This window comes from Streptomyces sp. NPDC059037 (assembly GCF_042740015.1).
Classification (GTDB): domain Bacteria; phylum Actinomycetota; class Actinomycetes; order Streptomycetales; family Streptomycetaceae; genus Streptomyces.
Map to the genome: position 1 here is coordinate 1 of NZ_JBHYIG010000325.1, position 10,373 is coordinate 10,373.

Annotated in this window: 16 protein-coding genes; 4 read left to right on the plus strand and 12 right to left on the minus strand. The window is 69.3% G+C overall.

Annotation, left to right across the window (positions count from 1 at the left end; translation table 11 throughout):
• From ACFWY6_RS39795 to ACFWY6_RS39840, 10 genes are all read right to left on the minus strand, one after another.
• A partial coding sequence (locus tag ACFWY6_RS39795; protein WP_384701087.1) for a hypothetical protein occupies positions 1-666 on the minus strand: 666 nt, incomplete at its 3' end.
• A gap of 26 nt (positions 667-692) precedes the next feature.
• A complete protein-coding gene (locus ACFWY6_RS39800) occupies positions 693-914 on the minus strand; it encodes a hypothetical protein (protein WP_384701090.1) in 222 nt (73 codons plus the stop codon).
• Positions 911-1,177, minus strand: coding sequence for a hypothetical protein (locus ACFWY6_RS39805; protein WP_384701093.1), 267 nt, complete (start codon positions 1,175-1,177; stop codon positions 911-913). The genes ACFWY6_RS39800 and ACFWY6_RS39805 overlap by 4 nt, the downstream gene beginning before the upstream one ends.
• Positions 1,177-2,064 carry a hypothetical protein gene (locus ACFWY6_RS39810; RefSeq protein ID WP_384701096.1) on the minus strand — a complete coding sequence of 296 codons (888 nt, stop codon included), beginning with the start codon at positions 2,062-2,064 and terminating at the stop codon, positions 1,177-1,179. Before ACFWY6_RS39810 ends, ACFWY6_RS39805 begins: the two co-directional genes overlap by 1 nt.
• The gene (locus ACFWY6_RS39815) at positions 2,061-2,951 is read right to left on the minus strand and encodes a PD-(D/E)XK nuclease-like domain-containing protein (protein ID WP_384701099.1); all 891 of its coding nucleotides are present in this window, start codon (positions 2,949-2,951) and stop codon (positions 2,061-2,063) included. Before ACFWY6_RS39815 ends, ACFWY6_RS39810 begins: the two co-directional genes overlap by 4 nt.
• A complete protein-coding gene (locus ACFWY6_RS39820) occupies positions 2,948-3,370 on the minus strand; it encodes a hypothetical protein (RefSeq protein ID WP_384701102.1) in 423 nt (140 codons plus the stop codon). Before ACFWY6_RS39820 ends, ACFWY6_RS39815 begins: the two co-directional genes overlap by 4 nt.
• Positions 3,367-4,032 carry a hypothetical protein gene (locus tag ACFWY6_RS39825; protein WP_384701105.1) on the minus strand — a complete coding sequence of 222 codons (666 nt, stop codon included), beginning with the start codon at positions 4,030-4,032 and terminating at the stop codon, positions 3,367-3,369. Before ACFWY6_RS39825 ends, ACFWY6_RS39820 begins: the two co-directional genes overlap by 4 nt.
• Positions 4,029-4,397, minus strand: a complete 369-nt coding sequence (locus tag ACFWY6_RS39830; RefSeq protein ID WP_384701108.1) for a hypothetical protein — start codon at positions 4,395-4,397, stop codon at positions 4,029-4,031. The genes ACFWY6_RS39825 and ACFWY6_RS39830 overlap by 4 nt, the downstream gene beginning before the upstream one ends.
• Before the next feature lie 93 nt (positions 4,398-4,490).
• Positions 4,491-4,748, minus strand: coding sequence for a hypothetical protein (locus ACFWY6_RS39835; protein ID WP_384701111.1), 258 nt, complete (start codon positions 4,746-4,748; stop codon positions 4,491-4,493).
• Positions 4,745-4,954 carry a helix-turn-helix domain-containing protein gene (locus ACFWY6_RS39840; protein WP_384701114.1) on the minus strand — a complete coding sequence of 70 codons (210 nt, stop codon included), beginning with the start codon at positions 4,952-4,954 and terminating at the stop codon, positions 4,745-4,747. Before ACFWY6_RS39840 ends, ACFWY6_RS39835 begins: the two co-directional genes overlap by 4 nt.
• 202 nt (positions 4,955-5,156) lie before the next feature.
• Here ACFWY6_RS39840 and ACFWY6_RS39845 point away from each other — a divergent pair, with 202 nt between their 5' ends.
• From ACFWY6_RS39845 to ACFWY6_RS39855, 3 genes are all read left to right on the plus strand, one after another.
• Positions 5,157-5,669: a helix-turn-helix domain-containing protein gene (locus ACFWY6_RS39845; protein ID WP_384701117.1), complete on the plus strand. Its 513-nt coding sequence runs from the start codon at positions 5,157-5,159 to the stop codon at positions 5,667-5,669.
• Between the two features lie 100 nt (positions 5,670-5,769).
• Complete coding sequence (locus ACFWY6_RS39850; protein WP_384701120.1) at positions 5,770-6,174, plus strand: hypothetical protein; 405 nt, start codon at positions 5,770-5,772, stop codon at positions 6,172-6,174.
• A 31-nt stretch (positions 6,175-6,205) separates the two neighbouring features.
• A complete protein-coding gene (locus ACFWY6_RS39855) occupies positions 6,206-7,498 on the plus strand; it encodes a hypothetical protein (protein ID WP_384701123.1) in 1,293 nt (430 codons plus the stop codon).
• Positions 7,499-7,560: 62 nt separating this feature from the next.
• Here the strand turns inward: ACFWY6_RS39855 and ACFWY6_RS39860 are convergent, their stop codons facing one another.
• Together ACFWY6_RS39860 and ACFWY6_RS39865 are read right to left on the minus strand one after the other, a co-directional pair.
• Complete coding sequence (locus ACFWY6_RS39860) at positions 7,561-7,926, minus strand: chorismate mutase (RefSeq protein ID WP_384701125.1); 366 nt, start codon at positions 7,924-7,926, stop codon at positions 7,561-7,563.
• 11 nt (positions 7,927-7,937) lie between these two features.
• Positions 7,938-8,846, minus strand: a complete 909-nt coding sequence (locus ACFWY6_RS39865; RefSeq protein WP_384701127.1) for a helix-turn-helix domain-containing protein — start codon at positions 8,844-8,846, stop codon at positions 7,938-7,940.
• A gap of 146 nt (positions 8,847-8,992) precedes the next feature.
• Here ACFWY6_RS39865 and ACFWY6_RS39870 point away from each other — a divergent pair.
• Positions 8,993-10,373: beta-galactosidase family protein (locus ACFWY6_RS39870; protein ID WP_384701129.1), on the plus strand; the 1,381-nt coding region annotated here is incomplete at its 3' end.

The following is a 10,373-nucleotide window of genomic DNA, read 5'->3' on the forward strand; positions in this document are numbered from 1 at the left end:
CACACAGTTTGGCGCGCCGCCCCCCCCCCCCCCCTGAGGTTCACCCCCCACCTCGGCCACCTCTTGGGGTATTTCCAGGGATACCCGTGGGGTGTGGGGGGGGCGGACCCCCGAACCAAACGGGGGGCGGTCCCCCGAACCCATATGGGGGGCGGTCCCCCGTTCTTTTTCACGATCAAGGTCGGGAAGTTCGGGGGGCGGTCCCCCGTTCTCGGCCTCGGGAAGTTCGGGGGACCGCCCCCCGTTCTCGTCTCGCCACGGAGGGGGCTTGCGCTCGGCCCGCTTCCGCTTGCTCTCGTCGACCGAGTGCACCGCTGCCTCCCAGTCCGGCCACGGAGACATGACGAGCACATACAGCGAGGCGCGGCCTCGCCTTCGCTCGCCCTGCACGGTGAGCACCCCCGCAGCGATGGCCGCCTCGATGTACCGGCGTACGTCCTTCTCGTCGGCCTTGCAGGCGGCGGCGATGTCCTTGATGCGGATGGCCTTGCCGTCGCGGAAGCGGACTCGGCCCGCCGGGTCGGCGGCGGCACTGAGGCCATACAGGACGGTGACGAACGAGCTGGGCAAACCTTTCGGCATGGCGGGGGCCCAGCGCCAGAACAGCGCATTGCGGTAGGCGTGCGGGACGCTGCCGCTCGTGGAGCCTGCCTGCTCTGTGCTCAACTCGGGCTCTTTCTCGGATGGTTCGGTCAGGGGTGGAGTCGCTCGGCGTCGTAGGCCTCGGCTGCCTCTGCGGCCTGCTGAGCGACAGCGGCCTCGGCGCAAACCTTGTCGGCGGGCTTGCCCTTGGAGTCGCGGAGGTGAGTCGGTGATCCGCAGTAGCGGCAAGGCAGCGGGTCGCCGTAGTCCCAGTGCGAGGACTCGCGCCAGTCGAGGAGCTCGCCCGGCGGCGAGGCGCGACGTGTGGTCATCCCGGGGCCCGCTGGTCACCTGCCGTTCGGGTCTGACACGTCCAGCAAGTACGCGACCCATTGGCGTGGATGGCGTGGAAGGTCGTGCATTCCTCCGTCGGGCAGAAGGCGAAGTCGTTCGCCTCGATGTCACCAGGCAGGAGCAGCTCGGCGGCCTCGGCCTCGCTCAGCGCGCGGCGCGTGATCGTGACGTCCCGCTGCTCGACGAGCGAGGCGACGCGGGCCTCCAAGGCGCGGATCCTTCGGGTCTTGGCTCCGAACATCAGACGGCCCCCGCCCCAGGCTCGCGAGCCGCCGGCCACTCCGTCGATCCCCCGCGCTTCGCGGTCGGCGTCTCGGTCGCCTGCTGGTGGACCTCGGCGACGGTGACGCGCTGCGGCGGGAACTCCTCGTCGCGGGTGACCTCGCCGCGGTCGATGGACTGGAAGATGATCTGAAGCTGGCCGAGGTCGATGTTCGTCCACTTGTCGCTGCCGCGGCCGAGCTTGGCTTCGATCTGGTCGACCGTGACGCCGAGGCCCTCGAACGCGGCGATCGCGTCGGCGATGCGCTGCGATCGCGGCTTGTCCCCTGCGCCGTTGTTCAGCGTGTGAGTGGCGATCTCCTTGGCCTGCTCGCGGTACCAGGACGGCAGGACCGTGAAGATCATCTCTCGCAGGCGGCGGGCCCCGTTGTTCGAGTTACTCTCGTAGACGTCCCGCGGATCCTCCAGCCGCGTACTGCCCGAGGACTTGGTCCAGCGGGTGTGCGGGACGATAAATGTGGTCGAGGCACGCTCGTTGGTCTCCAGGTCCCACGCCCACGCCTGCATCTCGGACTCGCCCGCGACGTCGTCACGGCGCAGCTCGGCCAGGCCGTGGTGGATGTTGCCCCAGCAGCGGGCGAGCTCCTTGGCGAACTGGATCGTCTCCCCGTTCACGGTCGAGGAGCCGCGGCTGAAGCGGAAGAACGAGCGGGCGGCGAGGTTCTGCTGACCGAACGCGGTCTTCATCTTCTGGATGGCAAGCGCCTCGTTACGCGGGAACTGGCGGGCCACGACGACCGCGGCCTGAACCTCGGCGACCGCGCGGGACTGCTCAACGGCCGTACCCTGCCCGACGAACGAGGGGACCGGGGCCGGGGCGAGCTGCTGCTCGGCGGGGTAGTTCACAGGTACTCCTCGGTGTCACGGATCTCGGCCCACGCGGGCAGGGAGAGGTAGGCGATCTCGTCGCTGTAGCCGGGCCACACGCCGGTGGCGGTGCACTCGGCGAAGGTCTCCAGGGCCCGGCGGTTGCGGGCGGCGCCGATCCGGCGGGCAGTGGCGTCCATCTCGACGACCGTCACGACGTACGGGGCGGTCTTCTCCTGGCAGACGAAGACGAACGCGGCGTCCTCGTCGGCGAGGCCGAGCGCCTGCGCCCCAGAGCGGTACCAGTCGTCTTGCTGGTGATAGCCGAACTCGTCCACGGCCCGTGCCAGCGCGGCCGGTTCGGCGCTGCGGCACGTCTTGTAGTCGGGGATGATCAGCCGACCGCTACGGACGTCCGGCAGCCAGTCCAGGCGTGCGCGGCGCATGACGCCGGTGCGCTTGTCACGCCAGAACAGCGACTGCTCGGGCTTCCCGCGGGCCGGGTCGAACAGCAGCGAGGCGACCGGGTGGCGGCGCAACGCGTCGGCCATCGCGGAGACCTGCTCGTACTCGGCGGGCTTCAGCGGGATGGCGCCCGCATCCCGGATCGCGGCAACCTCGGCCTTGACCGCGTTCGTCGTCCACTTCTCGGCCTCGACCCGGACGAGGTCCGGCCCTTCGCCGAGCACCAGCTTGTGCGCGGCGTTCCCGAGCTCGAACGTCTTCTTCGGCTCCTGCGGCGTGTCCTGCGCGTGCCGGAAGAGCGCGGGGCACGACGGCGGGAGGAGCTTGCGGGCCCCGCTGGAGGAAAGCGATCCGCGGTCGGCGTGGTACTCCTCGTTGGTCATCTGGTAGACGCCGGGATCGGTGATGCCACCGGGGCCGGCGGCCGGGGCCTGAGCCCCGGCCTGCGCGGTCGTCGTCATCCGGCATCGCCACCTTCGGCGACCTGGAGCGCCTCCAGCGTGAACGTCCCGGCGTGCCGGAACCCGGCGTAGATCTGGCCGTTCATGGCCTCCAGGTCGACGAGGACCTCGGCGCCGCTGGAGAGCAGGTACGGGCGGATGTTCTTCGCGATGTGCTCGGCGAGCCCCTCGGCTGTGACCGCCCACACGGTGAGCGGGGCCGGAGGCTTGCTGCCGTTGCGTCCGCCGTGGCGGCCGACGCGGGCATAGGTAACGCGGTACTGCGTCTGCGTGCTGCCGGGGGCCTTGGCCATCTCGTCGAGGGACGGGGTGGTGATGTCGGCCTCGGGGTCGCGCGTCTCGTGGCGCCCGGCCTGCCAGTCGGGACCGACTGCGAGCGCGATTTCCTTCAGCGTCTCGCCAGTGATGTGGCCAGTCATGAGCGGCCGTCCTTCCGGGTGCTGAGGGTGTAGAAGTGGCGGCCCTTCTCGTCGTGCTCGACGAGGTGCCCCCAGGCGTGGAGGTCGCGGAGGTCACCGCGCGCGACCGCGCGCAGGCGTCCGGCGGGCGCGTTGGGCGGGGCGAGCGGGGTGCCGCGGTAGAGGTCCTGGACGCGCTTGGTCGTCCACTCGCCGCGGTGGGTGCGGATCGCGTCGAGCAGCTGCGCGAGGCGGCCGGTGAGCCGGGGAGTGGCGATGGCCTCGCGGCTGCTCTTCTCCCCGGCGAACTCGACGCGTCGGAGGTTCGCCATCTCTTCGCGCAGCACCTCTGCACGGACGGCGCCGTACACCGTGTCGGCGATGTCGCCGGGCTCAGCATCTGCCCCGTACTTGGCGTCGAGCCAGTCGACCGGGCAGGCCCGCACGATCGCGGCCAGATCCTCGGCCGCGCTCGGCGCGTGCGGCTCGGGCCCCACCGGCATCGGCAGCGCATCCGCCGACCCCTCGATCCCGTGCTCCGCCAGCTCCGGCAACGTCGCCATCACAAGCTCTGGGCAGTCACACACGCCCGCGAGTGCGTACAACGGCAGCCCGCCGCGCGTCACCGCACGCCGCGTCCAGCAAACGCCGTCCGTGGTGTTCACCACCAGCGGGGCGCTCACACCAACACCGCCGAACCGTCAGCAGCAGGGCGGATGATCTCCAAGCCCTGCCGCTCCGCCCAGGTCCGCGCCTGCCGCTCTGCACCCCGCTCGCAGTGCTCCGCGAAATTGACGTAGCCGTACACCTGGTACACCACCGAGCCGAACTCAATCGTCGACCGGGCGTTGCCCTCGTCGTCGTACTCCACCGTCAGCTCGTGGTCGGCGGCGAACTCCTCTACGGCCTCATTCGTGTGCAGCGGCACGACGAACCGGTCCGGGCCGTACGCCACCGGTGCGGTCTGAGTGGACTCCAGCCAGTCGGCCAGAGCGCGGAGGCCATCTATACGGGCCTGCCGCTCGTCTTCTGAGATCATGGGAGCCACGGCGGCTCTCCTTTCACGGTTGATTGGTCGCCGAGTCGTGGGGTCGCTCAGGCCGGGAAGTCGGAGCGGCCCTTCGGCGCGTTTAGGGAGGGATCAGACGGCCAGTGGTGTGACCGCGGTCCGCTCGTTCTCCTTACGGAGGTCCTCGGCCGTGAACGTGATCCGGCCGCCGTCGAGGTGGTGGTGGACCTCGCGCCGGTAGCACTTCTGCTTGAGGACGCGGGCGCTCTTGTACGGGAGGAGCCGCCGCTCGATGACTTCCTCCGGCGTCCACCGGCGAAATTCGGCCTCGTCCTCGACTGCCGAACTCTTGCGCTTGAGAGAGGGCTGCTTCGTGGCCGCAGCGGTCACGATTCCTCCTTGTGTGTGATGGCGTCGTGCGTGACGCCAAGGGCAAGGGCGACCCTTCGGACCTGCTGTTCACCCGCCTCGCGGATGCGTCCTCGCTCCAGGCGTGAGAGGTAGCCGCGGTTCAGTCCGGTCGCTGCCTCAAGTCCACGGATGCTCACATTCTGAGCTGATCTGATTGCTCGGATTGCCTGTCCTTTGGGCCTCACGCTTGGGATCTAAGCGCACTCTAGCTCCCGATGCAAGCACTATGGCACCCTCAAGGCTCAGATTTCGAGCATTCAGAGGGGCCTGCGGGACGTGCGAGGCGTGAGATGCAACCCATGGCATGCAATGCGGGCCATAAAACCCAGGTCAAAGCGCCGGATCTGAGCTACGCGCATGCAACCCGATGGGGCATCATGGGGGCCCATGAGCAGAGACTTCGTACGGCTGAGCGCGGAGCTGAAAGCCGCACGGGAGCGGAAGCGGCCGAAGCTGACCCAGCCCGACGCGGCCGACGCTCTCGGCATCGGGCGCAGCACACTCCAGAAGATCGAGCGGAACGCCGAGGGCGCCACGATCACAACGGTCCGCAGCTACGCGCGCCTACTGGGCTGGTCCGACGATTCCGTTGACCGCGTCCTCGCAGGCGGTAGCCCGGTTATGGCATCCGCCACGGAGGAAAAGGACGAGCCGTCCGCCGCCCCCGCCCTGGGCCTCTCCCCTGCCGTCGAGTACGAGCTGCGATCAGGCGAGACCCTCGGCTCTCAGGTCTTCAATTTGGGGCCGGACGAGGAGGACGGGCACATCATCGTCGTACTCCAGGGCAAGAAGGGCGCCAGCCCGGAGGAGGTCGAGCGGGTCGCCGCCCGGTATCGGCTCGCGCGCCGGCGCCTGCAAGGCATCGCGTCCGACGCCGACGAGACGGACGCGGATTCGTAAGTGAGTTCGCTCGTAATGCATGCATCGCGCCCTTAAGTGTGGTTGCATGCACAGACCGTCACCGAGAGGGGGGCACCACTCGGCGGATCGGGGATCGAGCATGCTGCTCACAATCGAGGTGGAACGTCACCGCGGCGAGTACGTTGAGCCGCGCATAGAAGATCACGAGTCGGGATGCGTCTTCCACATTCACGAGGACGACATCACCGCCGAGGGCGCCGTCGCTTTTGCTGACGCGCTCACCAGCCAGGCCCGCCGGTGGACATTCCGCTCCCCGGACGTGCCGCGCGGGCCCCGCATCCCCATCAGCATGGAGCTGCGCGAGGACATGCCGGAGGGCATCGCGATCGTCATCGACGATCGGCCCGACAGCATCAAGTACAAGGTCCGCGCAGGCCTGATCAAACAGCACGCAGGCGATGCGATCACAACCTCCCAGTCGGAGCGGTCACCGGACTGGCAACGCGTACCCGCGCAATACATCGCACACCTCAAGGCCAGCTGAGGACGAGCACGCGCAGGCGGAGGGGGGTCTCATGGCCTACGCAGAGAAGGTCTACAAGGTCCGCAACGGGCGGCAGACGAAGCAGTACACCTGGCGGGCCCGCTACAAGAAGCCCGACGGCACGTGGGGGTCGGAGCCAGGCTTCCCGACGAAACGAATCGCCGAGGATTGGGGGGACTCCCAAGAGGCTGCGATCCGCGAAGGCCGGTGGGTCGACCCCGACTTGATGCGCAAGCACTTCGGGGTGTGGGCCCGGGAGTGGATGGCCGTTCAGAAGCCGCGCGGCCGGACAACGATGAACCGCTGGGAGCGGCTGGAGGCCCACATCCTGCCGAAGTGGGAGCACACGCCCCTGATCTCGTTCAACTGGTTCGATGTCGAGGCCTGGGCCCGCACTCTAGGTTGCGCGCCGCGGACCACCCGCGAGTGCGTGCAGCTCATTTCCCGCATCCTCACCGGGGCCGTGGACGCGAAGCACCTCCTGGTGAATTCGCTCTACGGAAGGCGCCTCACCGGTCTATCCGGCGCCGAGCAGACCTCTCCCCCCGACATCGTGGCGCGCGACGGGAACGAGGACGAAGACGACAGCATCATCGCCACCCCCGAGGAGGTCCTGCTCCTGGCCCGGCGACTCGGCCCAGTGGTCGGACTTCAGATCCTCACCTTCGCTTGGTCTGGCCCTCGCTATGAGGAGAACGCCGGCCTGCGCCGCCCCAACGTGCTGCGGCGCCGCCGGCAGAAGTACGACGGCGGTGTCTTCGAGTGCGCGGTGATCCGCGTCGAGAAGGACACGGGCGCGCTTGCCGAGTACTACGTGCGCGACGAGGACGGTAGGCGACGGTGCTATCGCGCGCTGGAGCCGCCAAAGAACCCGACATCCGTGCGGGACATCGACGTGCCCCCATTCTTGGAGAAGCTCTGGCTGAAGTTCCTGGAGTCATGGCCACACGAGCACGTGGGCACCACCCCTACAGGGAAACTGTGGTGGCGTAGCCACTGGCACAGCGTTCTCCGGCCGGCCGCGGACGGGCGCGATGCGCGCCCCAAGGCGAGGGGGCGCGCGGTGAAAGAGGAGTGGAAGCCGATCAAACCGGGGCTGACCGCGCGAGACTTGCGTAAGACGCACGACTCTTGGCAGGAGGAGATCGGCGTCCACCCGGTGTTGGCCTACGAGCAGATGGGGCATAAGTACCCTGGGATCAAGGGCACTTATCGGCGTCCCACCCCCGCGATGCGCAAGCATCGGCTCGACGGGCTTCAGCAGCTGTTCGAGCGTGCGATGGCCAACCTGGGGTGGACGGAGATCTGGCCGGAGGCGGGCTGAGTCTCGGGCTGATGATGATCTCCCAAATGTCTCCCAAATGATCTCTTAGAGATCAATCAGGATCATGCAGGGAGGCTTCCGTCGCTGGTCACAGGCTTCTCGGCGATCTGTTCATGGTGCCTAATGACTTCAGCGATGATGAAGTTCAGCAGCTTCTCGGCGAACGCCGGATCCAGCTTCGCGTTCTCCGCGAGTTCGCGCAGGCGCTCGATCTGCCGGGCCTCACGGGCCGGGTCGGCGGGCGGAAGCCGGTGGTTGGCCTTGAGATGGCCGACCTGCTGGGTGCATTTGAAGCGCTCGGCGAGCATGTGGACGACGGCCGCGTCGATGTTGTCGATGCTGTCGCGCAGACGGGACAGCTCGGCGCGCACGGCCTCGTCCGTCGCCCCGGATCCGTATCCGTCGGTCGTGTTGTGGCTGGTGGTCATGGCTCACGAGCCTACGTTGCCGCTCCTGCGCCGCCGACGCCGGAAGAGCGCAAAATGGGTGGGTCGTCAGGGTCCGGTATCTGCTGCGACCAGCCGCCGGGGACGGCGCGTCCCTGCTGCTCGCGGAAGCGGACCGGAGCCATGCCCACACGGCGTGTGAAGAGCCGTGAGAAGTACGCCGGGTCGTCGTAGCCGACACGGCGTGCGACGGCCGCGACCGGCAGCTCCGTGGCGGCGAGCAGCTCCTTGGCGCGGCCGAGGCGGATGCCGAGGAGGTAGTCCTTGGGGCTGCAGCCGGCCCCGCGGCGGACGGCGGTGCGCAGCTCCGCGGGGGTCATGCCGTGCCGTGCCGCGTGCTCGGCGACGGAAAGTGGCTGGAAGGCGTCGCGGGCCAGCGCCTGAAGGACCGGATCGCCGTCGGGGGCGATGTCGGCGCGGGCCCGGCGCAGGGCGACGAGCAGTTCATGGACGGCGGCGCCCGTCTCGACCTCCAGGAGCGGATTGCCGCGCCGTGCCGCGCGCGCGATGCGCCCGACGGCGGCGCGCGCTCCGGCGGCGTCGGACAGCGGCACCACGGGGCGGGTCGGCTCGATGTAGCCGAGTTCGGTGTACGTCGCCGTCGCGGGGCCCGTGAAATCGACGAAGCACTCGTCCCAGCCGCTCTCCGGGTCGGGCCCGTAGTGGTGGCGCACCCCTGGGGTGAGCCAGATCAGCGCCGGTGCCGTCACCGTCGTACGCCGGCCGTCGACGCCCTGGAACCAGCCGCCGCCTGCGCTCACGACGACGGCGACATGATGGTCGAGGGTGCGCGGGCCCACGGTCGGCAGCAGGCCGTGCTGCAGACCGACGCCCAGGCAGGCCAGGCCGAGCTTGTGGTGGGCCGGGCTCGGCGTGAAATACCGCATCCATGTGTGATACATGCGCGTATGCCCCTTTCGTTCACGCTCTGGCGCACTCGCCGCGTCTGCCGCGTCCGCTGCGTCCAACCCGCCTAGATCTTTGTCCATGGACCCTGCCGCCCGCCAGAGGTGATCGTGGCGAGCAGTAAGTGAGCGAGAGGGAAGTGATGGCCGAGTTCAGGGTGGGCGAGGACGATTTCGAGCTGGACGGGCGGCCCGTGCGGCTGCTCTCCGGGGCGCTGCACTACTTCCGGGTGCACGAGGCGCAGTGGGGGCATCGGCTCGCGATGCTGCGCGCGATGGGGCTCAACTGCGTGGAGACGTACGTCCCGTGGAACCTGCACGAGCCGCACCCCGGCGAGTACCACGACGTCCAGGCCCTCGGCCGCTTCCTGGACGCCGCCGAGGAGGCCGGCCTGTGGGCGATCGTCCGGCCGGGCCCGTACATCTGCGCCGAGTGGGAGAACGGCGGCCTTCCGCACTGGGTGACCGGGGCCGTGGGGGCACGCGCGCGTACCCGCGACGAGGAGTACCTGGAGTACGTGGACCGCTGGTTCGACCGCCTCCTGGAGGAGGTCGTGCCCCGCCAGCACGACCGGGGCGGCCCCGTGATCATGGTGCAGGTGGAGAACGAGTACGGCAGCTACGGCTCGGACGCCCTCTACTTGCGCCACCTCACCGACCTGCTCCACGCGGCGGGCGTGAGCGTCCCCCTGTTCACCTCCGACGGCCCCGAGGACCACATGCTCACCGGCGGCTCGGTCCCCGGTGTGCTGGCGACGGCCAACTTCGGCTCGGGGGCGCGGGCCGCCTTCGAGACCCTGCGCAGGCACCGCCCCAAGGGGCCGCTGATGTGCATGGAGTTCTGGTGCGGCTGGTTCGACCACTGGGGCGCGGAGCACGTCGTACGAGACGCGGCGGACGCGGCTCGCGCCCTGCGCGAAATCCTGGAGTGCGGAGCCTCGGTGAACCTCTACATGGCACACGGGGGTACGAACTTCGCGGGCTGGGCGGGGGCGAACCGGGGCGGCGGCGCGCTGCACGACGGCGTCCTCGAACCCGACGTCACGTCCTACGACTACGACGCGCCCATCGACGAGTTCGGCCGCCCCACGGCCAAGTTCTGGGCCTTCCGTGAGGTCCTCGCGCCGTACACGGACGGACCGCTGCCGGATCTGCCTCCCCAGCCGCGGGCGCTGGGTGCGCCGGTCGCGGCGGAGCTCGGCGAGTGGTCCCCGCTCTCTGCCGTCATGGAGTCACTGGGCGGCCCCGTCGTGGAGCGCGCCGTGCCGCCCACCTTCGAAGAACTCGACATCGACCGCGGCCTGGTCGGCTACGCGCTGACCGTGCCGGGGCCCCGGCGGCCGCTGCCGCTGAGCGTGCGGGGCCTTCGGGACCTGGCGGTCGTGTACGTGGACGGGGCGCGGTCCGGTGTCCTCACGGAGGACGCCCCGACGCTCCCCGAGCCTGTTGCCGGGCACGCGGTGTCTCTTATACCCATCTCCCAGACCCCCAGACCCGGAATGTTCCTGTCTCTTTATCACAATA

What these genes read in the sequence shown, in the direction of transcription:
- ACFWY6_RS39800 (WP_384701090.1), bottom strand. Translation starts at nt 914, where the DNA reads ATGACCACACGTCGCGCCTCGCCGCCGGGCGAGCTCCTCGACTGGCGC.
- ACFWY6_RS39805 (WP_384701093.1), bottom strand. Translation starts at nt 1,177, where the DNA reads ATGTTCGGAGCCAAGACCCGAAGGATCCGCGCCTTGGAGGCCCGCGTC.
- ACFWY6_RS39815 (WP_384701099.1), bottom strand. Translation starts at nt 2,951, where the DNA reads ATGACGACGACCGCGCAGGCCGGGGCTCAGGCCCCGGCCGCCGGCCCC.
- ACFWY6_RS39820 (WP_384701102.1), bottom strand. Translation starts at nt 3,370, where the DNA reads ATGACTGGCCACATCACTGGCGAGACGCTGAAGGAAATCGCGCTCGCA.
- ACFWY6_RS39845 (WP_384701117.1), top strand. Translation starts at nt 5,157, where the DNA reads ATGAGCAGAGACTTCGTACGGCTGAGCGCGGAGCTGAAAGCCGCACGG.
- ACFWY6_RS39850 (WP_384701120.1), top strand. Translation starts at nt 5,770, where the DNA reads ATGCTGCTCACAATCGAGGTGGAACGTCACCGCGGCGAGTACGTTGAG.
- ACFWY6_RS39855 (WP_384701123.1), top strand. Translation starts at nt 6,206, where the DNA reads ATGGCCTACGCAGAGAAGGTCTACAAGGTCCGCAACGGGCGGCAGACG.
- ACFWY6_RS39860 (WP_384701125.1), bottom strand. Translation starts at nt 7,926, where the DNA reads ATGACCACCAGCCACAACACGACCGACGGATACGGATCCGGGGCGACG.
- ACFWY6_RS39865 (WP_384701127.1), bottom strand. Translation starts at nt 8,846, where the DNA reads ATGTATCACACATGGATGCGGTATTTCACGCCGAGCCCGGCCCACCAC.